Consider the following 26,651-nt stretch of genomic DNA (forward strand, 5'->3'; position numbering starts at 1 on the left):
CAGCCGTCGGGCTGCTTTTTATAATGCTTTGAGAAACTTGTTCAGGTTTAGCTGTACTTGTGCAAGTGAAATTTGGTCCCAGAAGCCGTCTGATCGAAAGCGTGGAATCAGGTGGACATGGAAATGGGTTCCAGCATCAAACAAGCGATCGTTGCAGGCTATGGTCACACCGTCAATTGTCAATACTTGACAGAGTTTATCAGTCAAAAAGACTTCCAAGTCCGATAGCTCATAGCGAACAGCAGAAGGGATTTGGCTGAGCGTGTCATAGTGTTCCTTGCTGACAATCAGTAGATGCCCCGTTTGGACGGGGTCAATATCCCAGACGACCTTGAAATGTTCTGTCTGGTAGAGAATATCTTCTTCTTTGAGTTGGTGGCAAAAAATGCAGGTCATGTCTTTTCTCCTAGGTTAGCAGAAAAGTAAATCACATAGGATTTCCTTGGGAATTATATGTGATTTACTCTAATTGCCATTTTTTCTTTCCGATCCTGCCGTCTCTTTTCGAAGAAGGCTGCTCCTAGGAAAGATACGATTGGGCGTAAAATGTAGAAATAAAAGGCAAGTGTCGGATTAAAGTAAGCAAATAGGATAACGACGATGTTGAAAAGGGCGACGGTCACCAATTGCCGTAAGTGTGCCATGGAAACAAACCGCTTTGTATATGTTGTTCCGGCAAACTTTTCTTGTAGGACAAAGTAATTCAAAATGGATTGACAGAGATTGACTGCAATGGTCACGACCCCATAACCAACAACAGCCGTGGTAGTTATGCCTTCCATCATCCACCGAGTAAAGAGGGGAATGAGGGCCAGCGTTGCCATAAAGTTGAATTGAACAATTAAGATTTTGCTGGTTGCGTGCTCAATCTGTCCCAGAATCTTGTGGTTGTCATACCAAAATCCGCCACGATGAAAAAGGATACAAAGAAGATGAGGATGCCTGTGAAAAAGTGATGTGTATCAACAGTGTCGCTCGGTAAAGGAATTTCCAGCAACATCATGGTGATGATAACCCCAATCACTGCGTCGGAGAACACCTCCAGATGTTCCTTCAGGCGTTTGGCACGACGTGTCTCATCCTCACGATAGAGTTGGTCCAAAAATGCTTGACGTTCATCGGCAGACAAATGCTCTAACTCAGGATGCAAAAGACTGGCTTCCTGAGCCATTTGTTCAAAGTAGTCGTTCAAAAATTCTTGATTTTTAGGATTTTGCTTGGTATTTTTCATCGCTTAATAAGTCAAAACAGAATACTTCTTCTTCCCACGACGGATAACGGTTAACTCGCCGTCAATCTTGTCACTGTCAGAAAGGGTATAGTCCAAGTCCTGCACACGCTCACCGTTGACATAAATGGCACCATTTTGCACATCTTCACGAGCTTGGCGTTTTGAGTTGACAATACCAGAGGTGACTAGGAGTTCAACGATGTTAAGGTTGTCTTCAGCCTGTACAGCGTAGTTTGGAACGTTGCTGAGGCCCTGTTTGAGCTCTTTTGCGGACAGGTTTTTGATGTTGCCTGCGAACAATTGCTCGGTGATGTTAAGGGCTTGATTATAGGCTTCTTCCCCGTGGACCAAAGTCACGACTTCCCTAGCCAAAATCTTCTGAGCCAAGCGTTCATGACGGGCAGCGTCAAATTGTTTCTCGATTTCAGCAATCTCATCTAATGACAAGAAAGTAAAGATTTTCAAGAAACGAACGGCATCGTCGTCCATGACATTGAGCCAGAATTGGTACATTTCATAAGGGGAAGTCTTGTCAGCATCCAACCAAACAGCGTTGCCCTCTGACTTACCGAACTTCTTACCTGTTGAGTCAGTGATGAGGGGAACAGTCATCACGTGACCAGACTTGTCAGCCTTGCGGCGAAGCAACTCGGTACCCGCAGTCATGTTACCCCATTGGTCAGAACCACCGATTTGTAGGGTTACATTGTGCTTGTCATTGAGTTCATAGAAGTCATAGCCTTGCATGATTTGGTAGGCAAACTCGGTGTAGGAAATCCCTGTTTCAATCCGTTTTTTCACAGAGTCTTTGCTCATCATGTAGTTGACCGTGTAGTATTTACCAACATCACGAAGGAAGTCGATAAAGCTGATGTCTGAGAACCAGTCGTAGTTGTTGACCATTTCGGCCTTATTGTCACCATTTTCAAAATCCAAGAAACGAGAGAGCTGGCCTTGGATTTTTGTCACCCAACCGTCAACGGTGTCTTTGGTCTGCAAGCTGCGCTCCGCATCCTTGAAGGAAGGGTCGCCAATCAGACCAGTCGCACCGCCAACTAGGGCGTAAGGCTTGTGACCAGCTAGTTGCAAACGACGGCTGGTTAAAATCGCAACCAAGTGCCCCAAGTGTAAACTATCTGCTGTTGGATCGTATCCAGTGTAATAAGAAACCTGTCCTTCTGTCAATGCTTTTACCAAGGCTTCTTCGTCTGTCGTTTGAAAGACCAAGCCACGAGCTTTTAGTTCTTCAAAAATGTTCATGTGGGCTGTCTCCTTTAGGTTTAATATACAGGACCATAAACCATTTTATATGATTTTTGGACCGAACTTCATTTAAAAAAATTCCTCCCTATTATACCACGAAATTGCGGAAAATAAACAAAATTTGGTATAATGGAACGATAAGGAGTTAATATGGCGACTAAATCAGATAAGCAAGATTTTAAAAAGAAAATCAGTGCCCTAGGCCTAGGGGATGTAGTAGGAGTTTTCCTTCGGACGCTGAAATTATTATTCAATTCAGTAGCTGTCTTGGTGTTCCTATTCGGTCTTTTTGGTGCGGGCATAGGAATTGGTTTCGTGGTTAGTCTTTTTGATGACGTTAAGATTCCCAAAACAGAGGAACTGGTGGCGAAGGTTTCAGAAGTTAGTCGGATTTCCACCGTTACCTATTCGGATGGTAGCTTGGTGTCGGAAGTTAATTCAGATCTGCTTCGTGTACCCATTACTTCGGAGGAGGTCTCGAATTATCTAAAACAGGCTGTAATTGCGACAGAGGATGAAACATTTGAAACCCACAATGGGGTTGTGCCTAAGGCTGTTTTGCGTGCGGCACTGGGATCGGTTGGTCTAGGTTCATCTAGCGGTGGTTCAACCTTGACGCAGCAATTGATAAAACAGCAACTTGTCGGAGATGCTCCAACCTTTACGCGTAAGGCTAATGAGATTGTTTCGGCTTTGGCATTAGAGCGGAATATGACCAAGGAAGAGATTTTGACCATTTACCTAAATGTTTCTCCATTTGGTCGAAATAATCAGGGACGAAATATTGCAGGGGTAGAAGCTGCGGCTCAGGGAATTTTTGGTAAACCAGCGAAAGACTTGACTGTTCCGCAGGCTGCTTTTATTGCAGGCTTACCGCAAAGTCCGATTGTTTATTCTCCCTATGCATCAGATGGAACACGTAAATCAGATGAAGATATGGTTTACGGTATTGAACGCTATCAAGATGTTCTCTTTAATATGTATCGGGCGTCATTCTTGACCAAGGAAGAATACGAAACCTACAAAGCTTACGATATTAAACAAGATTTTATTGCTCCAGCTCCTGTAATGGCGGATACGAAAGATTATCTCTACTACGAGGTCATGGAAGAAGCGCAAGAGGTTATGTTTGATTATCTGGTAAAACGCGATAAGGTTTCTGAAAATGACTTGAAAAACGATGAAACTAAGGCTTCCTATGAAGAATTGGCTAAGCAAGAATTGAGTCAAGGCGGCTATACGATTAAGAGTACCGTTGATCAAGGAATCTATGCGGCAATGCAGTCTGTTGTGGCAAATTATGGCTCTGTTTTGGATGATGGAAACGAATATGTCGAGACAGGCAGTGTCTTAATTGATAATGCCACAGGAGCCATTTTAGGATTTGTGGGTGGTCGCGATTATGCAACTAACCAAAATAACCATGCCTTTGATACTCTTCGTTCGCCAGCGTCAACCATCAAGCCTCTGTTAGCTTACGGTATTGCGATTGATCAAGGTTTGATAGGTTCTGCCAGCATCCTTTCCGATTATCCAACGAACTTCTCAAGTGGACAACCGATTATGTATGGTTCAGGACGTGGTACTGGTATGATGAACTTACAGACGGCTATTGACCGTTCTGTTAACATTCCTGCTTTTTGGACCTATAAGATGATGAGAAATGCAGGTGTAGATGCCAAAGCGTACATGGATAAAATGAATTATCATATTCCTATGTACGATATTGAAAGTGTACCGTTGGGCGGTGGTGTTGAAATTTCAGTATTGACAAATACCAATGCCTATCAAACTTTGGCAAATGGTGGCGTTTATAACAAACATTACATTGTTGAAAGCATTACTGCTTCTGATGGAACAGTAGTGTATCAGCATGAAGCGGCTCCGGTTCAAGTCTATTCTAAAGCAACTGCAAGTATTATGAACCAGCTTTTGAGACAGGTTGTCAACTCTGGTTATACTACGACGTTCAAGAGTCGATTGAGTGGTTTAAACCCACAGGCAGCATCATCTGATTTCGTCGGTAAGACGGGAACAAGTAATGAAGTCAATGACGTGTGGCTCATGCTATCAACCCCTAGAGTAACTTTAGGTACCTGGGCTGGGAATGATGATAACTCAGAAATGTATGTCTGGACAGGCTACCATAATAATTCACAATATGTGGCTCATATGGTTGATGCGCTTTACAATGTTAATGCGGATATGTTCGCAGGAAAATTTGAATTAGACAGTAGTGTTATTGCTTCTAGCGTCGTTGCTTCTACAGGTCAACGTGCAGGGACGACACAGGTAAATGGGCGCCAAGTAACAGTTGGAGGTGCGATGACAACTAGTTATTGGGCTAAAAATGGTGCACCAGTGACGAGCTATAACTTCATGGTTGGGGGGACAGATAGTGACCGAGCACAGGCTTGGAATACAATTATCGGTTCCCAAACGCCAACATCAAGTAGCTCAACCCAACGAAGCAGTTCGACTCGGAGTAGAACGAGTTCTTCAGCTAATAACACGAACCAGTCATCAGAAACGCAAACAGCAACTAGTGAGCAAGCGAATAATGATTCACCTTGATTTTTTCTAGTACTTGTGCTATAATGGTGTAAATTATTTGTCGTGTGTCTTGTTTGAAATATTGTCCAAACAAGGCTTGCAGCAGTTAAATCAAACTTTTTCAAAGGAAGATTTAGCTGCTCTTTTTGTGTCTATGAGGAAATTTTTTGAGAATTGTTACCTATTCTTAAAAATTCTAAAAATTCAGAAAAAGGATGAATGTTGGTCATCACATGGCTGTATATAATCGAACTCGGGCTACACTCCTGTAGAAAAAGATACAGTTTGTGGAACTTTGACTTTGTTTACCCCTTGGCGTCGTAAACGTCTGAACTTTCTTCGACATTCTGTCTAGAAAGTCCTAGTCGTTCTGACGAGGGTGCGTCAACGAAATCAAAGATTTCGGACTTACCGCTTATTTTCTTTTGGAGTGTAAAACGCCCTCGTATCTTTTAATTGAACTCGGACTAAATTCGTCGGAAAAAAGCTTTGTTAATGAGTTTTTGTTTCGCTAACTGCTCATAACGTCGTAAACGTCTGGTCTTTCTTCGACGTTCTGTCTAGAAAGCCCTAGTCGTTCTGACGAGGGTGCGTCAGCAAAATCAAAGATTTTGGACTTACCGCTTATTTTTCTCTCGAATTTTACGTCCTCGTATCTTATTACAAAGGAGAAAACTTTTGGCAGGACATGAAGTTCAGTACGGTAAGCACCGTACCCGTCGTAGTTTTTCAAGAATCAAGGAAGTTCTTGATTTACCAAATTTGATTGAAATCCAAACGGACTCTTTCCAAGACTTTTTAGATTATGGTTTGAAAGAAGTCTTTGAAGATGTACTTCCAGTTTCAAACTTTACGGATACCATGGAATTGGAATTCGTTGGTTATGAATTGAAAGAGCCTAAATACACATTGGAAGAGGCGCGTGCGCATGATGCGAACTACTCAGCTCCAATCTATGTGACTTTCCGTCTGGTGAATAAAGAAACTGGCGAGATCAAGACACAAGAAGTCTTCTTCGGTGAGTTTCCAATCATGACTGAAATGGGTACCTTCATCATCAACGGTGCAGAGCGTATCATCGTTTCTCAGTTGGTTCGTTCACCAGGTGTCTACTTCAATGATAAAGTAGATAAGAACGGTAAAGTAGGTTATGGTTCAACGGTTATCCCTAACCGTGGAGCTTGGTTGGAATTGGAAACAGATTCAAAAGACATTGCCTACACTCGTATTGACCGTACGCGTAAGATTCCGTTCACAACGCTTGTTCGTGCGCTTGGTTTCTCAGGTGATGATGAAATCTTTGACATCTTCGGTGATAGCGAATTGGTTCGCAATACCATTGAAAAAGATATTCATAAAAACCCAGCAGATTCTCGTACGGATGAAGCGCTTAAGGAAATCTATGAGCGCCTTCGTCCAGGTGAACCAAAGACAGCTGAAAGCTCTCGTAGCCTTTTGACAGCTCGTTTCTTTGACCCACGTCGTTACGACTTGGCACCTGTTGGTCGTTACAAGATTAATAAAAAACTCAACCTCCGTACTCGTTTGCTCAACCAAACACTTGCTGAGCATGTGATTAACGGTGAGACAGGCGAAATCGTCTTGGAAGCTGGTACTGTGTTGAGTCGTGATGTGCTTGAAAAAGTAGAAGCACAATTCGATGAGCTCAACTTGGTAGAATATATTCCAAATGACAATGCTGTTCTTCTTGAGCCAGTTCTTTTGCAGAAATTCAAGATTGTAGCTCCTAAGGATCCAGAACGTGTTGTGACGGTGATTGGTAATGCTAATCCAGCTGAAAATGTGCGTACAGTAACGCCTGCGGATATCTTGGCAGAGATGAGCTACTTCCTCAACTTGGCTGAGGGTCTTGGTCGTGTAGATGATATTGACCACTTGGGTAACCGTCGTATTCGTGCCGTTGGTGAATTGCTTGCTAACCAAGTACGTATCGGTTTGACACGTATGGAACGTAACTTGCGTGAGCGTATGTCTGTTCAAGACAATGAAGTATTGACGCCACAACAAATCATCAATATCCGTCCTGTTACAGCCGCAATCAAAGAATTCTTTGGTTCATCTCAGTTGTCACAGTTCATGGACCAACACAACCCACTTTCTGAGTTGTCTCACAAACGCCGTTTGTCAGCCTTGGGACCTGGTGGTTTGACTCGTGACCGTGCTGGCTACGAGGTTCGAGACGTTCACTACACTCACTATGGTCGTATGTGTCCGATTGAAACGCCTGAGGGACCAAACATCGGTTTGATCAACAACTTGTCTTCTTATGGTCACCTCAACAAGTATGGCTTCATCCAAACACCATACCGTAAGATTGACCGTGCAACTGGTACAGTTACAAATGAGATTGTTTGGTTGACAGCCGATGAAGAAGATGCCTACATCGTAGCACAATCAACATCACCTCTTGATGAAAACAACCGCTTCGTTGATAAGATTGTTATGGGACGTCACCAAGGTAACAACCAAGAGTTCCCAGCAGATTCAGCAGACTTCATGGATGTATCTCCGAAACAGGTAGTTGCTGTTGCGACAGCATGTATTCCTTTCTTGGAAAACGATGACTCCAACCGTGCCCTCATGGGTGCCAACATGCAACGTCAGGCTGTTCCATTGATTGATCCAAAAGCACCTTACGTTGGTACTGGTATGGAATACCAGGCTGCCCATGACTCAGGTGCGGCAATTATCGCTCAACACGATGGTAAGGTTGTTTACGCAGATGCGGACAAGGTAGAAGTGCGTCGTGAAGATGGATCGCTTGACGTCTACCACATTTCTAAATTCCGTCGTTCAAACTCTGGTACTGCCTACAACCAACGTACCCTTGTAAAATTGGGCGACATCGTAGAAAAAGGCGACTTCATCGCAGATGGACCTTCTATGGAAAATGGGGAAATGGCTCTTGGTCAAAACCCTATCGTTGCCTACATGACCTGGGAAGGTTACAACTTTGAGGACGCGGTTATCATGTCTGAACGCCTTGTGAAAGACGATGTTTATACATCTGTTCACTTGGAAGAATACGAATCAGAAACACGCGACACCAAGTTAGGCCCTGAAGAAATCACTCGCGAAATTCCAAACGTTGGTGAAGATGCTCTTCGCAACTTGGATGAAATGGGGATTATTCGTATTGGTGCTGAGGTTAAAGAAGGCGATATTCTTGTTGGTAAAGTCACTCCAAAAGGTGAAAAAGATCTTTCTGCTGAAGAGCGTCTCTTGCACGCAATCTTCGGTGACAAGTCACGTGAAGTACGTGATACCTCTCTTCGTGTACCTCACGGTGCTGATGGTGTCGTTCGTGATGTGAAAATCTTTACTCGTGCCAACGGTGATGAATTGCAATCAGGTGTTAACATGTTGGTTCGTGTTTACATCGCTCAAAAACGTAAGATCAAGGTCGGAGATAAGATGGCCGGTCGTCACGGTAACAAGGGTGTCGTTTCACGTATTGTACCTGTTGAGGATATGCCATATCTTCCAGACGGAACACCAGTTGACATCATGTTGAACCCACTCGGGGTGCCATCACGTATGAACATCGGTCAGGTTATGGAACTTCACTTGGGTATGGCGGCTCGCAACTTGGGCATCCATATCGCAACACCAGTTTTCGATGGTGCAAGTTCAGAAGACCTCTGGTCAACTGTTAAAGAAGCAGGTATGGACTCAGATGCCAAAACCATTCTTTACGATGGACGTACAGGTGAGCCATTTGACAACCGTGTGTCTGTCGGTGTCATGTACATGATCAAGCTTCACCACATGGTTGACGACAAGCTTCATGCTCGTTCAGTCGGACCATACTCACTCGTTACCCAACAGCCACTCGGGGGTAAGGCTCAGTTTGGTGGTCAGCGTTTCGGTGAGATGGAGGTTTGGGCCCTTGAAGCCTACGGTGCTTCTAACGTCCTTCAAGAAATCTTGACTTACAAGTCAGATGATGTGACAGGCCGTCTGAAAGCCTATGAAGCCATCACCAAAGGTAAACCAATTCCAAAACCAGGTGTTCCAGAATCATTCCGCGTTCTTGTCAAAGAATTGCAATCACTTGGTTTGGATATGCGTGTCCTTGATGAAGACAACAACGAAGTAGAATTGCGTGACCTTGATGAAGGTGAAGATGATGACATCATCCACGTAGATGATCTTGAAAAAGCACGTGCAAAAGCCGCAGCTGACGCAGCCGCAGCCTTTGCAGCAGAAGAAGCAGAAGGCAAAGAATAATTAGAATGGATGGAACAAGTTGGTCCAAACCTCAGAACTGAAAGAGATAAGGGCCAACGGTCTTCCACCGTCTGATTTATAGAAAAATAGCTTACCAGCTATCCATTCTGCTGATTATTGTTCAAGAATTTGAGGTCTGGGAATCCAGCCTCTCACAAGAAAAGAAAGGGATTATTAGTGGTTGACGTAAATCGATTTAAAAGTATGCAAATCACGTTAGCTTCACCAAGTAAGGTTCGTTCATGGTCTTACGGTGAGGTTAAAAAACCTGAAACAATCAACTATCGTACACTTAAACCAGAACGTGATGGACTCTTTGACGAAGTCATCTTTGGTCCAACAAAAGACTGGGAGTGTTCATGTGGTAAATACAAGCGTATCCGTTATAAAGGGATTACTTGTGACCGCTGTGGTGTGGAAGTGACTCGTGCAAAAGTACGTCGTGAACGTATGGGACACATTGAGTTGAAAGCACCAATTTCACACATTTGGTATTTCAAAGGCATTCCAAGCCGTATGGGCTTGACCTTGGATATGAGCCCACGTGCCTTGGAAGAAGTTATCTACTTCGCAGCTTACGTGGTGATCGATCCGAAAGATACACCGCTTGAGCACAAGTCAATCATGACAGAGCGCGAATACCGTGAGCGTTTGCGTGAATATGGCTATGGTTCATTCGTTGCCAAAATGGGTGCAGAAGCGATTCAAGATCTCTTGAAACAAGTCGATCTTCCAAAAGAAATCGCAGCTTTGAAAGAAGAATTGAAAACAGCTTCTGGTCAAAAACGGATTAAAGCAGTTCGCCGTTTGGATGTATTGGATGCATTCTACAAATCTGGTAACAAGCCTGAGTGGATGATTCTCAACATCCTTCCAGTTATTCCACCAGATTTGCGTCCGATGGTTCAGTTGGATGGTGGCCGTTTTGCGGCGTCTGACTTGAACGAACTCTACCGTCGTGTTATCAACCGTAACAACCGTTTGGCTCGTCTCTTGGAACTTAACGCTCCAGGTATCATCGTACAAAACGAAAAACGGATGCTCCAAGAAGCTGTGGATGCTTTGATTGACAACGGTCGCCGTGGTCGTCCAATTACAGGACCAGGTAGCCGTCCACTTAAATCGCTCAGCCACATGCTTAAAGGTAAGCAAGGACGTTTCCGTCAAAACTTGCTTGGTAAGCGTGTTGACTTCTCAGGACGTTCCGTTATCGCCGTTGGTCCAACTCTAAAAATGTACCAATGTGGTGTGCCACGCGAAATGGCTATCGAGCTCTTTAAACCGTTTGTCATGCGCGAAATCGTTGCCCGTGATATTGCTGGTAACGTCAAAGCCGCGAAACGTTTGATTGAACGTGGTGATGATCGTATCTGGGATATCTTGGAAGAAGTGATCAAAGAACACCCAGTTCTTTTGAACCGCGCCCCTACCCTTCACCGTTTGGGTATCCAGGCCTTCGAGCCAGTTCTAATCGACGGTAAAGCCCTTCGTTTGCACCCGCTTGTCTGTGAAGCCTATAACGCCGACTTTGACGGTGACCAGATGGCCATTCACGTTCCATTGTCAGAAGAAGCACAGGCAGAGGCACGTATCCTTATGCTCGCGGCAGAGCATATCTTGAACCCTAAAGATGGTAAACCAGTCGTAACACCATCTCAGGATATGGTTTTGGGTAACTACTACTTGACTATGGAAGATGCTGGTCGCGAAGGTGAAGGTATGGTCTTCAAGGATGCGGATGAGGCTGTTATGGCTTACCGCAATGGTTATGTTCACTTGCATACCCGTGTTGGTATCGCAACAGATAGCCTTGATAAACCTTGGAAAGACAACCAAAAACACAAGGTCATGATGACAACTGTTGGAAAAATCTTCTTCAACGCCATCATGCCAGAAGGACTTCCTTACTTGCAAGAGCCAAATAACGCTAACTTAACAGAAGGAACTCCTGATAAATACTTCTTGGAACCAGGTTCAGATATCAAGGCTGCTATTGCAGAATTGCCAATCAACCCACCATTCAAGAAGAAAAATCTCGGTAACATCATCGCTGAAATCTTCAAGCGTTTCCGTACAACTGAAACATCAGCCCTCCTTGACCGTTTGAAAGACTTGGGTTACTATCACTCAACACTTGCTGGATTGACAGTAGGTATTGCCGATATTCCGGTCATCGACAACAAGGCTGAAATCATTGAAGAATCTCACGAACGTGTAGAACAAATCAAGAAACAATTCCGTCGTGGTATGATTACTGACGATGAGCGTTATGCAGCTGTTACAGATGAATGGCGTTCAGCTAAGGAAAAATTGGAAAAACGTCTGGTTGAAAAACAAGATCCTAAGAACCCAATCGTTATGATGATGGACTCTGGTGCCCGTGGTAACATCTCTAACTTCTCCCAGTTGGCCGGTATGCGTGGTCTGATGTCAGCTCCGAACGGACGTATCATGGAATTGCCAATCTTGTCTAACTTCCGTGAAGGTCTTTCGGTATTGGAAATGTTCTTCTCAACTCACGGTGCCCGTAAGGGTATGACGGATACGGCCTTGAAGACAGCCGACTCAGGTTACTTGACTCGTCGTTTGGTTGACGTTGCTCAAGACGTTATTATCCGTGAAGACGACTGTGGAACAGACCGTGGTCTTGACATTCGTTCAATCACAGATGGCAAGGAAATGATCGAGCCACTTGAAGAGCGTTTGCAAGGTCGTTACACTAAGAAAACTGTTAAACATCCTGAAACGGGTGCCGTTATCATTGGTCCAAATCAATTGATTACGGAAGATATTGCCCGTGAAATTGTCAATGCTGGTGTTGAACAAGTAACCATCCGTAGCGTATTTACATGTAACACTCGTCACGGTGTCTGCCGTCACTGTTACGGTATCAACTTGGCAACAGGTGATGCGGTTGAAGTGGGTGAAGCAGTTGGTACGATTGCAGCTCAATCTATCGGTGAGCCTGGTACACAGCTTACAATGCGTACCTTCCACACGGGTGGTGTAGCCTCAAACAGCGATATTACGCAGGGTCTTCCTCGTGTCCAAGAGATCTTTGAAGCCCGTAATCCGAAAGGGGAAGCGGTTATCACAGAGGTTAAAGGTGAAGTTATCGCAATTGAAGAAGATGCCTCTACTCGTACTAAGAAAGTCTTTGTTAAAGGTGTGACTGGTGAAGGTGAGTATGTGGTTCCATTTACAGCCCGTATGAAGGTTGAAGTTGGTGACCAAGTTGCGCGTGGAGCAGCCCTTACCGAAGGTTCTATCCAACCAAAACGCTTGCTCGAAGTCCGTGATGTTCTGGCAGTTGAAACTTATCTTCTTTCTGAAGTTCAAAAAGTTTACCGTAGCCAGGGTGTAGAAATCGGCGACAAGCACATCGAGGTAATGGTTCGTCAAATGCTTCGTAAAGTTCGTGTCATGGATCCAGGTGACACAGATCTTCTCATGGGTACCCTCATGGATATCACAGACTTTACAGATGCCAATGCTGAAGTGGTTATTGCAGGTGGTATCCCAGCAACAGCTCGTCCAGTTCTTATGGGTATCACTAAGGCTTCCCTTGAAACCAACTCATTCTTGTCTGCCGCATCCTTCCAGGAAACAACACGTGTCCTTACAGATGCAGCCATTCGTGGTAAACGTGATAACCTTCTTGGTCTTAAAGAGAACGTTATTATCGGTAAGATTATCCCAGCAGGTACAGGTATGGCTCGCTACCGTAATCTTGAACCACAAGCCATCAATGAAGTTGAAATCATTGAAGACACAGTAGCAGAAGAGCTTGCAGCAGAAGCAGAACTTGAAGCTGTAACTGAATAAATTAAGATGGCACATCTCTCTTTTCTAGGGATGTGCTTTTTGATATTCGGAAATAAAACGCATACATTGCTTGATAAGGAATTAACAAGCAGAATGTTTTCTTAAATCAGATGATTTCGATATAATGTGTACGAAAAAGGAAGTATGTGTTATGTATCAAGTAATTAAAATGTATGGAGATTTTGAACCCTGGTGGTTTTTAGATGGTTGGGAAGAAGATATAGTCAGTAAAAAGACCTATGAACGTTATGAGGATGCACAAAAAGCTTTTCAGAAGGAGTGGGTTAGGTTGTCCGAAAGTTTCCCTAATAAAAAGTGTAAAAATGGCACAATGGTGGCTTTTTGGGATGAATCAGACCAGCATTGGTGTGAGGAATGTGATGAATATTTACAACGTTATCATTCGTTGATGTTGGTTGAGTCCAAGGAAGTCTTACCGCAAGGCTTGCGAAAAAGAGAGGGGAGCTGTCGTGTTCGCCCTTGCCAATTAAGAAATACAGAAAAGCTCGGCTAGTCCGAGCTTTTTGTATTGTGGAGATTAATATTCTAGCAATCCTTTATACAGAGCTAGGGCAGTCGCGGCCCGTGCACCTGTTAGAACACTATACGGGACAATGTGGACAGGGGGCGTTTCTTGGGTAGCTAGTACCTTTGGTTCTAAGTGGATAAGGTGTTTGAGGAGGCTTTCCAATTGTTCATTCAGGAGGAGGGGGCTATGTAGATAAATAACCTGACTATCAATGAGCATATTAAGGTTCAAAATAGACTGTGCGAGATATTTCAAGGAGGTATTGAGTAGGTGTATAGTACCCACATCCCCTAGTTCGTAAGCTGTTAATAAGGTTTCTAAGCGAATGTCTTCTGGATCTTGAACAAGATTTGGTAATAAACTCTGGTCTGCGTTTTGATACAGAAGTTGAGCTTTCTTGATAAGCCAAGTTTCCCCTGCATAGGTTTGGAGACAACCGCGTTTACCACAGGAACACGGTTCGCCATCGGGTTGCACAACAGTATGGCCGATTTCTCCAATAATACTATTATGCTTGCCATAGATAGCTCCATTGTACATGTAGGAGCAATGCATGCCTCTTCCAAAATGAAAGAAGACAAAATTAAGATCTTTTCCTTGATTGAAGAATAGACGCTGAGCTAAACTCATACAATTCACATTGTTCGAAAAATAAATAGGATAAGGAAGTGCATCAGCTACTACTTTTAAGTTAAAATGTTTCCAGAGAGGATTGTCGGTTGTGATGCGGAAATCATTAAGATAGCGTCCTGGCAAGCCCATGCCGATTGCGATTAGCTTTGCTTTTTCTTGTAGAGAATCAATAAAAGGGAGGAGGAGGTCGAGGATTAGCTGGCTTCCTTCTTCTCTTATCCTTTTATTCGACAAGGTAACAGTCTGTTCCCTCAGAAGATTTCCCTTGCTATCTGTTGCCACAATAGACAAGTATTTTTCAGAGAGTTCAATGCCGATGAGGCATGCTTTATCCTCTTCAACCCGTAGAAGGATTTTTTTTCGTCCCGCTTTGATAATCGAAGTCTCTTCTTCACCAATTTCCCTGATGTAACCTTCCCGTATTAAGTCGGCCGTAATACTGCTGGTTGTAGCAGGTGTTATTGAAGTATTTTTTGCGATATCAATACGGGAGATTGGTCCCTGGACATAAATTTGTTCTAAAATTTTTGAACGGAGTTTTAATTGATTTTTTGAATGCATATAAAAAATAATTCCTTAACCAGATGATATAAATTGATTATAAAAAATTATCAAAAAAATAGCAAATGTATTGACAATCTTTTTGAAAAATTATAAAATATAATTAAATAAAACAAAGAAAAGAAAATAAACCAATTAATTGATTTCAAATTATAATTAAAGGAGGGGGTTCAATGACACGATTGATTAGTGCTAATCCTTCGGAGATTATCAAGATGTCTGCTAAAGAATTGAAACAGAGTATCTTGGAAAGTGAAGGGAGAGTAGTATTATCGGAAAATGTAGCCTTTCGCGAGGCATTCGTTGATGACTTAACCAATGCAGAGATTGCTAGAGCTTTTGGTGCAGATCTTATCCTGCTGAATGGAGTTGATGTGTTTTCCCCTTTTGTTAGTGGAATGGGGTCTGTATCAGATACATTTGTGACAGAGTTACGCTCCTTGGTTGCCTGTCCTATTGGGGTCAATTTAGAACCAGTGGATGCAAGCTACGTGAAAGAGGAGAAAGACTGTCTCGTCAAAGGGCGTCAGGCAACAGTAGAAAGCCTTCAGAGGGCTGAGGAACTGGGGTTTGATTTTATCTGTTTGACAGGGAACCCGGGTTCGGGTGTCAGCAACCAGACCATTAGAGCAATCTTGAGAGAAGCAAGGACTATTTTCTCTGGCTTGATTATCGCTGGTAAAATGCATGGAGCGGGTATTGGTGAAACATTGATGACACCAGACTTGGCCGAAGAATTCTTAACGGCTGGGGCAGACATTATTCTCATTCCAGCTGTTGGTACGGTGCCTTCTCTTACTGAAGAAGAAATGCGGTTGATTGTAAATCGTGTTCATCAACAGGGAGGGTTGGCTATGAGTGCTATTGGAACCAGTCAGGAAAGTTCGGATTCTGATACGATTAAGACGATTGCTCTTCAAAATAAAATGTGTGGAGTGGACATACAGCATATAGGAGATGCAGGCTATGGTGGTCTAGCCCCGGTTGAAAATATTTACGCTCTGAGCAAGGCGATTAGAGGTATTCGGCATACCGTATCGCGTATGGCTCGTTCAATCAAACGATAAGGAGAACGATAGTGAAAAAGACAATTATGCTAGTCTGTGCAGCGGGCATGAGTACCAGCCTTTTGGTGACTAAAATGCAACAAGCGGCAACAGCATCTGCTTTAGAACGGGAAATTTTTGCTGTATCTGCCATGGAAGCAGAAGAAATTCTTGCTGATAAAACAGTGGATATTCTCATGCTTGGGCCACAAGTTCGGTATATGTTAGCAGAATTCAAGGCAAAACTAGCTCCTTTAGGGATTCCGGTTGTGGCGATTCCTATGACTGACTATGGAATGATGCGAGGTGATAAGGTCCTAGAAACTGCGGAATCCTTAATAGGAGGATAAAAGATGTATCAGGAAACAGAATTAGAAGTTATTATGTCATTGATTGCCTATGGTGGGGAGGCAAAAAGCTGTGCTTTTGAGGCGATAACTGCTGCAAAAGAGGAAGATTTTACAGTAGCTCAGTCCCGAATTGCCCAAGCAGAACAGGCTTTATTGCAAGCTCACAAGGTACAGACAAGCTTGTTAAGTCAAGAAGCGTCGGGTCAGGAAATGAAGACTGGTTTGCTGATGATTCATGGTCAAGACCATTTGATGACCAGTATCTGCTTTGTTGACTTAGCAAAGGAAATTATTGCTCTGCGGAAGGAAATTGTAGAAAACAATAAAAAAGAAAGGGCAGACTGATGAAAAATAGTTTGGATCGATTGCAGGAAAAGCTGACACCAATTGCAGCCAAGATTGGGAATCAGAAGTTTTTAGTGGCACTTAGGGACTCGTTTGTGGGAATCATGCCTGTTATTATGACAGGTTCTATTGCTTTGCTGATCAATGCCTTTTTAGTTGACCTACCAGACCAGTTTGGAATACCTCAAATTACAGAGACATTCCAGTGGTTAGTAGATATAAACTGGTTAGTGTTTAAGGGAAGTATCCCAATTGTTTCTTTACTCTTTATCTTTTGTTTAGGTGTGAATGTTGCCAAAATTTATAAAACAGACACTACCTCGGCAGGTTTGGTTGCGTTAGCTTCTTTTGTCATTTCGATTGGTAATTCCATTACCAAGACATTCACGTTAGAAAATCTTGGAGATGTCGATTTAGCAAGTATTGTAGAAGGGGTTGCTGGTTTAGAGGTATCAGGATCCAATCTGACAGTTACAATTGGTGGTGTTTTATCTGGGGCTCAAATCAATGCTAGGGGATATTTTACAGCTATATTTATTGGATTTTTAGCAACGGTTATCTTCTGTAAAGCCATGAATAAGCAATGGGTCATCAAATTGCCAGACTCTGTTCCGCCAGGTATTGTCAAGCCATTTATGTCCATTATTCCTGGTTTCCTAGCTATGTATGCTGTGGGGATTTTCACCTACGTCTTCAATTTGTTAAGTCAAGATACCTTTATTGAATGGGTTTATAAGGTTTTACAAGTGCCACTTTTGGGCTTGTCACAAAGTTTCTTTGCAGTTATTCTGCTTGTCTTGCTTAATAAACTATTCTGGTTCTTTGGGCTTCATGGGGGAAATGTACTGGCCCCGGTCATGGAGGGACTATTTGGGGTAGCTATGCTGGCCAACTTAGAAGCTTATCAGGCAGGGGAGACCATCCCATATTTCTGGAATAGTGGTTCCTTCGGTGCCTATGTTTGGTTCGATGGATTAGCACTTGTCTTAGCGATTTTCATTGTATCTAAGAACAAACATTATAGAGAAGTTGCGAAACTTGGACTTGGACCAGTCCTCTTTAATATCGGCGAACCGGTAAACTATGGCCTTCCTGTAGTTCTGAACCCAATTATGTTTATTCCATATCTTTTAGGCCCTTGCTTGATGACAGCTGTTGCTTATCTAGCATCTGCTTGGGGCTTGGTTGCACCTGTAACTCAAAATGTTACTTGGGTTATGCCTCCGATATTGTATGGTTTCTTCTCGACAGCATTCGATTGGCGTTCGATTATTCTTTCGGTTGTTTGTTTGGCAATAGGGACACTAACCTATATCCCATTTGTAAAAATGGCAGACAAGCAAGTAGAATTGTAATGACAACAAAAAGCTCGGTTAATCCGAGCTTTCAGATTGCAGACAAACATCGTTTTGGTGTTTGTCTTTTTTACTGTTTTTAGAGAAAAATGGCTGTTTTAATGCTGAAACCACCCCATCTGGACAAAATAAAAAGGCCTTCTTGCCATCCTTTTAACTAGTTTTTTGAGATTTAAGCACGCCAAAGTCAGTCCAATCTTATCCTCCATTTTGGACTTGCCTTTTTCCCTCGTGTAGCGCAGATTATGGTATTCCTTGGCTGTGCCAAATAGCCATTCAATCGTCTCTTTCCGATGTTGATAGAGTTCCTTCATCCCTCTTTGATGACGAATATCCTCGCACTGTTCCAAATACTCCTTCCAAATATGCCGCGTGACAACTTTTTGATGGTTCTTACTGGTCGTACATACTGATAATAGGGGACAGTTGGCACAAATTGCTGGATCACTTTTGTATTCTCGGTAGCCTTCTCGGGTAGTCGTGCGATAGGTCAAGGTCTGATGTTCAGGACACAGGACACAATCGAAGTGTTCGTCATAGACAAAATCTTTAGGACGAAGTTGTCCCTTCTTCCCACGAGGACGGGTGTAGGGAAGGACAGGAGTGATTTCCTTATCAATTAGAAACTTGGCAATACTGGGAGTTTTATAGCCCGAATCTGCAATGATATACTCTGGTTTCAAGGGTTCAAGCTTGGCGAAAAGTGCAGGAAAAGCCTGACTGTCATGGATATTACCAGCCTCAACACTATAAGCAAGTGCCCAGCCATACTTATCACAGGCAACTTGGGCAGAATAAGCGAAAACTTCCTTATGATCACCTTTGTGGAACCAGCCACTTTCTGGGTCGGTTGTGGAGATTTTCTTAGCGATGGGCTCTGGCTCTTTGGCGGGCCCGAGCGGCTTTTTTCCGTGCTTTACCCGATCTTGATTAATTTCGATTTCCAGCTGTTCACTCATGAATTTGGCCTGCTTTTCCACCTCTTGGTTGATAAACTTACGATTATTGGCCGCAGCTTTAATATGAGTTCCGTCTATGAAAATCTCCGTCGGGTCAATCAGGCCTGCATTGATACACAGCCCAAGAATATGCTTGAAAATGGACTCAATCAACCCTTTCTCTTGAAAGCGACGGGAATAATTTTTGCCGTATGTCGTGAAGTGAGGCACCTTGTCATCTAGGGTTAAACCAAGAAACCAGCGATAGGCAGTGTTCACTTCAATATCCTTGATGGTCTGACGCATGGAACGAATACCATAAAAGCACTGAATCAGAGGAATTTTAACTAACATGACAGGGTCAAGACTAGGACGACCATTATCAGACGAATAGGTATCTTCTACTAGGTCATAAATGAAGTCGAAGTCAATCACAGCTTCCACTTGGCGCAGGAAATGATCTGCAGGCACAAGCTGGTCAAGGGTATAGAAACCGTACTGATTGCGGTTATAGTCAGGTTTTTCTTTGTGTAGCATAGGAGAACCTCATAAGTCCTTTTTCTTATATTATACTCCTAAATACGAAGAAAAGCCCTTAGAAAATCAATTCTAAGGACTTTGTCTTCAGTCTGAAAGCTCGGTTAATCCGAGCTTTTTGTTGTCTTAAAATGCAGGATCATGGTCTGGCTATCCAGCTCCACCTGAGCACCAATGGTAATGGTAAACAGAGGTTGGGTATGGGCAAAGTCCAAATCGTAGAGCACAGGAACTTTTTTGAGAATAGGATGTTTGTCCAAAATCGCCAGCAGAATCTCCTCAGTCATCTTGGTTTCCTTTGGAAAACGCCCAAAGACGACCGCTTGCGGATTAGGATAGGCTTGTAGAAGAGCAGTCAAGTGACGAGCAATAATCAGGTAATCATCATCTTCCGCCTCTTCTAAAAATAGAATATATTTGTCTGGTCTGGGTGCGAACTCTGTCCCAGTCAGCAGGTTGAGGGTGGAGATGTTTCCGCCGATGGCAATACCAGAGGCTTGGCCCGGATTGTAGACTTTCCATTCTGTTGGGTAAAAGGTGCGAGAGGCGTCTGGTAGGTACCAAGCGTCGCTAGACCATTCAGGACTCGGTGTCAGATCATAGGAGTCTTGTGTCACAGCCTTGAGCCAGGCTTCTGTTTGATACTCTTGGGCTTGCACCATTTTGAAGCTAGAATAAGCTGGACCCATATAGGTTTCCATACCCGTTTTGGCATAGATGGCATTGAGTAGGGCGGTCGTATCCGAATAACCACAGAAAATTTTCGGATTTTGTGCAATCAAATCAAAATCCAGATAAGGCAGCAGTTCGTTAGAGTTGAAACCGCCAATGGTTGTCATAATGGCATCGACCGACTCATCCGCAAAAGCCGCCTCCAAGTCCGCAACACGACTGGCAATCGGAGCTGAATCGAACATATCATTTTCAAAATAATGTTCTGAAAAGGAGAGTTTGAATCCCAGGTCTTCCAATTTTTCCTTGGCAGCTAGATTGGCCTCAAAACCACCAATTCTTTCAATAGATGAAGAAGGACTGACAATGCGAATATGGTCGCCTTTTTTTAATTTTTTCATAGGAACCTCCAAGCTTTTTTATTATTTTAACAAAAAAGTATGGAAAATCAAGTCTCCTTACGAATTGATAGGGTGAGGAGGTTGTATGATTCAAGAAAAAGCAAGAAAGATGATTGAAGAGGCGGTGGCAGATAGGGTCAGTGACATCTATCTAGTTCCTCGAGGTGAGTGTTACCAAGTCTACCATCGTATCATGGACGAGCGGGAGTTTGTGCAAGACGTGGCTGAGGAGGAAGTAACAGCCATCATCAGCCATTTCAAGTTTTTAGCAGGTTTAAATGTTGGTGAAAAACGCCGTAGCCAGCAGGGTTCCTGTGACTATGATTATGGGAGCGGAGAGATTTCACTTCGCTTATCAACTGTCGGTGATTATCGTGGCAAGGAAAGTCTGGTTATCCGCCTGCTCTATGACAATGACAAGGAACTCAAGTTCTGGTTTGAGGCGGCCGAGCGGCTTGCAGAAGAAATCAAGGGACGAGGGCTCTACCTTTTTTCGGGTCCAGTCGGCTCTGGTAAGACCACACTTATGTACCATCTTGCCAGGCTGAAATTCCCAGACAAGCAGATTTTGACCATCGAGGATCCTGTCGAAATCAAGCAGGAGGACATGCTGCAACTCCAGCTCAATGAAGCCATCGGAGCCACCTACGACAATTTGATAAAATTATCCCTGCGTCATCGACCGGACCTGCTCATCATCGGTGAAATTCGGGATGCAGAAACGGCTCGAGCAGTCATTCGAGCCAGTCTGACAGGTGCGACTGTCTTCTCAACGGTGCATGCAAGGTCTATTTCGGGTGTCTATGCTCGTATGTTGGAATTGGGGGTCAGCCCTGAAGAGTTAAATAATGCCCTTCAAGGAATTGCCTATCAACGATTAATCGGGGGAGGAGGTGTAGTGGATTTTGCAAATGGAGACTACCAAAACCATTCCGCAAACCAGTGGAATGAACAAATTGATCGCCTTTTTGCAGCAGGACATATCAGTCTTCGGCAGGCAGAAACAGAAAAAATTGCCCTTGGCTCGCCAGCGTAAGGTCATTGAACTGTTTAACAATCTCTTTGCTAGTGGTTTTCATCTGGGGGAGATTGTTGATTTCCTCAAACGTAGTCAGCTTTTAGCAGATCCTTACACTCAGGTTTTGTCGAATGGCCTTCTTGCAGGGAAGCCCTTTTCAAGTTTGCTGGCGGATTTGCGGTTTTCAGATGCGGTGGTCACACAGGTGGCTCTGGCAGAAGTTCATGGTAATACCAGCCTGAGTTTGAGCCATATCCAGTCCTATCTGGAAAATGTCAGCAAGGTTCGTAAAAAGCTGATTGAGGTGGCGACCTATCCGGTAATCTTGCTTGGTTTTCTGCTTTTGATTATGCTAGGCTTGAAAAACTATCTTCTGCCCCAGTTGGAAGAAGGTAATGCAGCGACTATGCTAATTAATCATCTGCCGACTATCTTTCTATCCCTCTGTGGACTTAGTTTGGTGGTGGTCTTAGCTGGTATGGTTTGGTTTCGCAAAACCAACAAAATCAAGGTCTTTTCCCGCTTGGCAGCTCTGCCATTTTTCGGAAAACTCATCCAAATCTATCTGACGGCCTATTACGCCAGGGAGTGGGGGAGTTTGATTGGGCAAGGCTTGGACCTGCCGCAGATTGTGAGCTTGATGCAATCGCAGCAATCGCAGCTCTTTCGGGAGATTGGCCAGGACCTGGAGCAGTCGCTTTCCAATGGTCAGAGCTTTCACGAACACATTAAGACCTACGCCTTTTTTAAGTGGGAGCTGAGTTTGATTGCCGAGTATGGTCAGGTCAAGTCCAAGTTAGGTAGCGAGTTGACAGTTTATGCGGCTGAGTGTTGGGAGGATTTCTTCTCTCGGGTCAATAGAGCCATGCAGCTGATTCAACCGCTGGTCTTTCTCTTTGTGGCCTTAATGGTCGTTCTTATCTACGCAGCCATGTTGCTGCCAATTTATCAAAATATGGAGTTATAAAATGAAAAAATTAATTGAAATGAAGGTAAAAGCTTTCACTCTGGTGGAAATGTTAGTTGTTTTGGGTATTATTAGCCTGCTCTTGCTCATTTTTGTGCCAAATTTGAGCCAGCAGAAGGATGCTATTCAGAAGAAGGGGAATGCGGCTGTTATCAAAGTGGTGGAGAGTCAAATGGAACTCTATGAATTGGAACATGACAAGGAAGCTACGGTAGCAGACTTGCAAGCGGATGGCTATATTACTGAAAAACAAGCGGAAGAGTATGCTAAGGCGAAAAAATAAGGCTTTTACCCTGTTTGAAAGCCTGCTGACCTTGTTTGTTGTCAGTTTTTTAGCTGTTTCCTTATCAGGAACGGTACAAACGGTCTTTCGGTCTGTTCAGGAAGAAATTTTTCTCTGGGAATTTGAGGCCATCTATAAAGACAGTCAGAAATTGGCAGCCAGTTCCCATCAAAAAGTGAACCTTGCTATCGGTGGACAGGAGGTTACAAATGGTTATCAGGCTGTAGAGGTACCCGGAAATGTAGAGGTCTTGGAGGAGAAAAATATCAAATTTGAAGAAAATGGAGGAAATTCTTCCCTGACCAAAATTCGTTTTCGGCTTAGTCGAAAGACAGTCACGTATCAATTATATATAGGGAGTGGTCGCTATAAGAAAACAGAAGAATAAGGCTTATATTTTGCTCGAAAGTCTGGTAGCCCTAGCTACCTTGGTGACCATTTGTAGCTTGATTTTATCAGCTGTGGATGCAGGTCGCAGGCGACAGGCTTGGGAATTGGAACAACAGGAGGTTCTCAATCTAGCACAGATGGCTGTTCAGACCGGGCAAGATAACCTAGCCTTAAACGGTGTTACAGTTCAGGTTCAACGAACTGCGGATGAGATTATTGTTTTCCACGAGGGAAAGGAGGTTCTATCAGTTGTTAAAAAGTAAAATTCCTGCTTTTACTCTCCTGGAATGCTTGGTAGCCTTAGTCATCCTATCAGGAAGTCTTCTGGTCTTTGAAAGCTTGTCAAAACTGTTGGTTCAAGAGGCGCATTACCAAGGTCAGACTGTTCAAAAGGAATGGTTGGTCTTCTCTAGTCAATTGCGGTCGGAGTGGGACCAGGCTGAATTGGTCAAGGTTGAAAATGGCAAGGTCTATGTCAACAAAGGCGAACAGGCTTTAGCCTTTGGCAAGTCACGGTCGGATGATTTTCGGAAAACAAATGACAGGGGACAGGGCTATCAGCCCATGATTTATCAAGTAGACAGCGCAGCTATTTCTCAAGAAAACCAGCTGGTGCGTATCGACTTTAGCTTTAAAAACGGAGAGGAGCGGACCTTTATCTATGCTTTTAAAGAAAAAAGTTAAGGCGGGTATCCTGCTCTATGCCCTTTTGATGTTGGCGGTTTTTAGTCTCTTGCTTCAGTTTTATCTCCACCGCCAAGAGGCTGAAAGTCAAATAGCTCAAGTAGCTAAGCAAGAAGCGACAGCCTATATCATGGCTCAGATGGTCTTGGAACAAGTTGAAGAAGACTTGCAGGAGCGTCAAGCAATTGACAAGAAGGTAGCAAGTCAAACAGAACAACAGAAGGAAGTTGAAGCAGCTGCTAGTGAAACAGCTAATATTAAGGAAGAAGGGGAGGTACAAGAAACAACAAGCACTAAGCCAGAACCAACTACAAAATCAGTTGACACATCATCAACTCAAAACGTGGAAAGCAAACCAATAGAAGATAAGGGAGCGGTCACTTTTCAGGAGGGTCAGGCTCGTTATCAACTTAAAGGAGACCAACTATTGGTTACAGTTGAGTTAACAAGTGATGGTCTGTATACCTATCAATTTCCTTTGGGGCTATCATCAGAAGGAGGGTGAGTTGACTTGCTCTCCTTTTTGGTGCAAAGTCTGTGAAATTTTGATAAGATAGGAGTATGAATTTTGAAAAGATCGAACAGGCTTACGACCTGCTATTAGAAAACGTACAGACTATCCAAAACCAGCTAGGTACCAATATCTATGATGCCATGATTGAGCAAAATGCTGCTTACGTAGCTGATCAGCATGAGACGGACCTTATTATCAATAATAACAAGACCTTGAAACAACTAGATTTAACCAAGGAAGAATGGCGTCGTGCCTACCAATTCCTGCTCATCAAGGCCAATCAGACTGAACCCATGCAGTACAATCACCAGTTCACACCAGACTCTATCGGATTTATCCTATCTTTTCTAGTAGACCAATTGGTGCCGACTCAAAAGGTGACGGTTCTGGAAATTGGTTCGGGGACAGGCAATCTAGCTCAGACCATTCTCAACGCCAGCCAGAAAGAATTGGATTACTTGGGGATCGAAGTGGATGACCTCTTGATTGATTTGTCGGCAAGTATTGCGGATGTCATGCAGGCAGATATTTCTTTTGCTCAGGGAGATGCGGTACGTCCGCAGATTTTGAAGGAAAGTCAAGTAATTTTGGGAGATTTGCCTATTGGCTACTATCCAGATGATCAGATTGCCAGCCGTTATCAGGTTGCCAGTTCAAATGAACATACCTACGCCCATCATTTGCTCATGGAACAATCCCTCAAATATCTGGAAAAAGATGGCTTTGCGATTTTGTTGGCTCCAAATGATTTATTGACTAGCCCGCAAAGCGATTTGCTGAAAGGTTGGTTACAGGAGCAAGCCAATATTGTTGCCATGATTGCCCTGCCACCAAATCTCTTTGGGAAGGCTGCTATGGCCAAGTCTATTTTTGTCTTGCAAAAGAAAGCTGCAAGATCGTTGACGCCGTTTGTTTATCCCTTGCAAAGTCTTCAAGAACCAGAAGCTATTCAGAACTTCATGCTCAATTTCAAAAATTGGAAGCAAGAGAATGCAATTTAAGTAAAAATCTGTTATACTAGTTAGGAAAACGCTTTAAAAAGGGGAACGATATGTCAAAAACAATTGCAATTAATGCAGGTAGTTCAAGTCTGAAATGGCAACTTTATCAAATGCCAGAAGAAACAGTGCTAGCGGCAGGGATTATTGAGCGCATCGGTTTGAATGATTCCATCTCAACAGTTAAGTATGATGGGAAGAAAGAAAGTGAAGTTTTAGATATTCCTAATCATACGGTTGCGGTTAAGATTCTCCTAGAAGACTTGCTTAAGCACAACATCATTGCTGCTTACGAGGAAATTACTGGTATCGGACACCGTGTTGTTGCAGGTGGAGAGATTTTCAAAGAATCAGCTGTTATTGGACCAAAAGAGGTTGAGCAAATTGAAGAACTAAGTGCTTTGGCACCACTTCATAACCCTGCTCACGTAGCAGCAATTCGTGCATTTGAGGAAGTACTACCAGAAGTTTTGAATGTAGCTGTTTTTGATACAGCCTTTCACACTACGATGCCAAAGCATGCCTATCTTTATCCGATTCCACAAAAGTACTATACCGACCACAAGGTTCGTAAGTATGGAGCTCACGGAACTAGTCACTATTATGTAGCGCATGAGGCAGCAAAAGTATTGGGACGTCCGATTGAGGAATTAAAATTGATTACGGCTCACATCGGAAATGGTGTATCTATTACTGCCAACTACCACGGTCAATCAGTTGACACTTCTATGGGCTTCACTCCTCTAGCTGGTCCAATGATGGGAACTCGTTCGGGAGATATTGATCCAGCGATTATTCCTTACTTGATTGCAAATGTTGATGAGTTGAAGGACGCTGCGGATGTTGTTAACATGTTGAATAAACAATCAGGTTTGCTTGGTGTATCGGGTTATTCAAGTGATATGCGTGACATTGAATCAGGTTTGGAAGCTAAGAACCCAGATGCAGTGTTGGCCTACAATATTTTCATTGACCGTATTAAGAAATTTATCGGTCAGTATCTTGCAGTTTTAAATGGGGCAGATGCTATTGTCTTCACGGCAGGTATGGGTGAAAATGCACCGCTTATGCGCAATGACGTAGCAGAAGGCTTGTCTTGGTTCGGTATTGAGTTGGATCCAGAAAAAAATGTATTTGGCAACTATGGTGACATTTCAACGGCAGAATCAAAAGTTCGTGTCTTGGTTATTCCAACGGATGAAGAATTGGTTATTGCGCGTGAAGTGGAACGTTTGAAATAAGAAAAACTAACTGGTAGTCGGAGACTGCCAGTTTCTCTTATAGTTTATACCTTTAGAAAGGTATAG

24 protein-coding genes are annotated in these 26,651 nt (G+C 43.4%); 17 read left to right on the top strand and 7 right to left on the bottom strand.

Going from position 1 to position 26,651, the window contains the following annotated elements; all coding sequences use genetic code 11:
• Window positions 1–18 precede the first annotated feature (18 nt).
• From K6969_RS01265 to tyrS, 4 genes are read right to left on the bottom strand one after another with little or no spacing between them, the layout of a single operon-like run.
• Window positions 19–396, bottom strand: coding sequence for an HIT family protein (locus K6969_RS01265; RefSeq protein ID WP_171942980.1), 378 nt, complete (start codon window positions 394–396; stop codon window positions 19–21).
• Between the two features lie 53 nt (window positions 397–449).
• Window positions 450–785 (bottom strand): hypothetical protein, encoded by a 336-nt coding sequence (locus K6969_RS01270; protein WP_321537436.1) that lies wholly within the window; start codon window positions 783–785, stop codon window positions 450–452.
• Between the two features lie 56 nt (window positions 786–841).
• A complete protein-coding gene (locus tag K6969_RS01275) occupies window positions 842–1,231 on the bottom strand; it encodes a TMEM175 family protein (RefSeq protein ID WP_253911822.1) in 390 nt (129 codons plus the stop codon).
• A 3-nt stretch (window positions 1,232–1,234) separates the two neighbouring features.
• The gene (tyrS, locus tag K6969_RS01280) at window positions 1,235–2,491 is read right to left on the bottom strand and encodes a tyrosine--tRNA ligase (protein WP_023369073.1); all 1,257 of its coding nucleotides are present in this window, start codon (window positions 2,489–2,491) and stop codon (window positions 1,235–1,237) included.
• A 153-nt stretch (window positions 2,492–2,644) separates the two neighbouring features.
• Here tyrS and pbp1b point away from each other — a divergent pair, with 153 nt between their 5' ends.
• The 4 genes from pbp1b (at window position 2,645) to K6969_RS01300 (ending at window position 13,637) form a co-directional block, all read left to right on the top strand.
• On the top strand, window positions 2,645–5,068 hold the full coding sequence (gene pbp1b, locus K6969_RS01285) for a penicillin-binding protein PBP1B (RefSeq protein WP_171942979.1): 2,424 nt from the start codon (window positions 2,645–2,647) through the stop codon (window positions 5,066–5,068).
• Window positions 5,069–5,725: 657 nt separating this feature from the next.
• Window positions 5,726–9,298, top strand: a complete 3,573-nt coding sequence (gene rpoB, locus K6969_RS01290) for a DNA-directed RNA polymerase subunit beta (protein WP_002936570.1) — start codon at window positions 5,726–5,728, stop codon at window positions 9,296–9,298.
• 177 nt (window positions 9,299–9,475) lie between these two features.
• Window positions 9,476–13,123 (top strand): DNA-directed RNA polymerase subunit beta', encoded by a 3,648-nt coding sequence (gene rpoC, locus K6969_RS01295; protein ID WP_171942978.1) that lies wholly within the window; start codon window positions 9,476–9,478, stop codon window positions 13,121–13,123.
• A 151-nt stretch (window positions 13,124–13,274) separates the two neighbouring features.
• Entirely contained in the window at window positions 13,275–13,637 is a 363-nt protein-coding gene (locus K6969_RS01300) for a DUF1033 family protein (RefSeq protein WP_029173978.1), read from the top strand.
• 24 nt (window positions 13,638–13,661) lie between these two features.
• Here K6969_RS01300 and K6969_RS01305 read toward each other — a convergent pair whose 3' ends face one another.
• Window positions 13,662–14,846: an ROK family transcriptional regulator gene (locus K6969_RS01305; protein ID WP_171942977.1), complete on the bottom strand. Its 1,185-nt coding sequence runs from the start codon at window positions 14,844–14,846 to the stop codon at window positions 13,662–13,664.
• A 173-nt stretch (window positions 14,847–15,019) separates the two neighbouring features.
• Here K6969_RS01305 and K6969_RS01310 point away from each other — a divergent pair, with 173 nt between their 5' ends.
• Genes K6969_RS01310 through K6969_RS01325 form a run of 4 tightly spaced genes read left to right on the top strand, consistent with a single transcriptional unit; the run spans window position 15,020 to window position 17,942 of the window.
• Window positions 15,020–15,913: a PEP phosphonomutase gene (locus K6969_RS01310; protein WP_029173980.1), complete on the top strand. Its 894-nt coding sequence runs from the start codon at window positions 15,020–15,022 to the stop codon at window positions 15,911–15,913.
• An 8-nt stretch (window positions 15,914–15,921) separates the two neighbouring features.
• Window positions 15,922–16,242 (top strand): PTS sugar transporter subunit IIB, encoded by a 321-nt coding sequence (locus K6969_RS01315; RefSeq protein WP_044760034.1) that lies wholly within the window; start codon window positions 15,922–15,924, stop codon window positions 16,240–16,242.
• 3 nt (window positions 16,243–16,245) lie between these two features.
• Entirely contained in the window at window positions 16,246–16,587 is a 342-nt protein-coding gene (locus tag K6969_RS01320) for a PTS lactose/cellobiose transporter subunit IIA (RefSeq protein WP_044760035.1), read from the top strand.
• Complete coding sequence (locus tag K6969_RS01325; RefSeq protein WP_044760036.1) at window positions 16,587–17,942, top strand: PTS sugar transporter subunit IIC; 1,356 nt, start codon at window positions 16,587–16,589, stop codon at window positions 17,940–17,942. The genes K6969_RS01320 and K6969_RS01325 overlap by 1 nt, the downstream gene beginning before the upstream one ends.
• A 98-nt stretch (window positions 17,943–18,040) precedes the next feature.
• Here K6969_RS01325 and K6969_RS01330 read toward each other — a convergent pair whose 3' ends face one another.
• Together K6969_RS01330 and K6969_RS01335 are read right to left on the bottom strand one after the other, a co-directional pair.
• The gene (locus tag K6969_RS01330; RefSeq protein ID WP_414820583.1) at window positions 18,041–19,417 is read right to left on the bottom strand and encodes an IS1182 family transposase; all 1,377 of its coding nucleotides are present in this window, start codon (window positions 19,415–19,417) and stop codon (window positions 18,041–18,043) included.
• A gap of 104 nt (window positions 19,418–19,521) precedes the next feature.
• Entirely contained in the window at window positions 19,522–20,490 is a 969-nt protein-coding gene (locus K6969_RS01335; RefSeq protein WP_321537437.1) for a S66 peptidase family protein, read from the bottom strand.
• A gap of 85 nt (window positions 20,491–20,575) precedes the next feature.
• On the opposite strand from K6969_RS01335, the gene comGA reads away from it, so the two are divergent.
• From comGA to K6969_RS01380, 9 genes are read left to right on the top strand one after another with little or no spacing between them, the layout of a single operon-like run.
• Window positions 20,576–21,526 (top strand): competence type IV pilus ATPase ComGA, encoded by a 951-nt coding sequence (gene comGA / locus K6969_RS01340; RefSeq protein WP_171942940.1) that lies wholly within the window; start codon window positions 20,576–20,578, stop codon window positions 21,524–21,526.
• Window positions 21,438–22,475 (top strand): competence type IV pilus assembly protein ComGB, encoded by a 1,038-nt coding sequence (comGB, locus tag K6969_RS01345; RefSeq protein ID WP_253911821.1) that lies wholly within the window; start codon window positions 21,438–21,440, stop codon window positions 22,473–22,475. Before comGA ends, comGB begins: the two co-directional genes overlap by 89 nt.
• A gap of 1 nt (window position 22,476) precedes the next feature.
• On the top strand, window positions 22,477–22,758 hold the full coding sequence (comGC, locus tag K6969_RS01350; RefSeq protein ID WP_171942939.1) for a competence type IV pilus major pilin ComGC: 282 nt from the start codon (window positions 22,477–22,479) through the stop codon (window positions 22,756–22,758).
• Window positions 22,739–23,146 carry a competence type IV pilus minor pilin ComGD gene (gene comGD, locus K6969_RS01355; protein ID WP_171942938.1) on the top strand — a complete coding sequence of 136 codons (408 nt, stop codon included), beginning with the start codon at window positions 22,739–22,741 and terminating at the stop codon, window positions 23,144–23,146. Before comGC ends, comGD begins: the two co-directional genes overlap by 20 nt.
• Window positions 23,118–23,411, top strand: coding sequence for a competence type IV pilus minor pilin ComGE (comGE, locus tag K6969_RS01360; protein WP_024376294.1), 294 nt, complete (start codon window positions 23,118–23,120; stop codon window positions 23,409–23,411). Before comGD ends, comGE begins: the two co-directional genes overlap by 29 nt.
• The gene (gene comGF, locus K6969_RS01365; RefSeq protein WP_029173990.1) at window positions 23,398–23,832 is read left to right on the top strand and encodes a competence type IV pilus minor pilin ComGF; all 435 of its coding nucleotides are present in this window, start codon (window positions 23,398–23,400) and stop codon (window positions 23,830–23,832) included. The genes comGE and comGF overlap by 14 nt, the downstream gene beginning before the upstream one ends.
• Entirely contained in the window at window positions 23,810–24,337 is a 528-nt protein-coding gene (comGG, locus tag K6969_RS01370) for a competence type IV pilus minor pilin ComGG (protein ID WP_029173991.1), read from the top strand. Before comGF ends, comGG begins: the two co-directional genes overlap by 23 nt.
• A gap of 56 nt (window positions 24,338–24,393) precedes the next feature.
• Window positions 24,394–25,347, top strand: a complete 954-nt coding sequence (locus K6969_RS01375) for a class I SAM-dependent methyltransferase (protein ID WP_029173992.1) — start codon at window positions 24,394–24,396, stop codon at window positions 25,345–25,347.
• A gap of 50 nt (window positions 25,348–25,397) precedes the next feature.
• On the top strand, window positions 25,398–26,585 hold the full coding sequence (locus tag K6969_RS01380) for an acetate kinase (protein WP_171942932.1): 1,188 nt from the start codon (window positions 25,398–25,400) through the stop codon (window positions 26,583–26,585).
• The last annotated feature ends 66 nt before the right edge of the window (window positions 26,586–26,651 follow it).

This window comes from Streptococcus suis, assembly GCF_019856455.1.
In the GTDB taxonomy this organism is placed as follows: domain Bacteria; phylum Bacillota; class Bacilli; order Lactobacillales; family Streptococcaceae; genus Streptococcus; species Streptococcus suis_AE.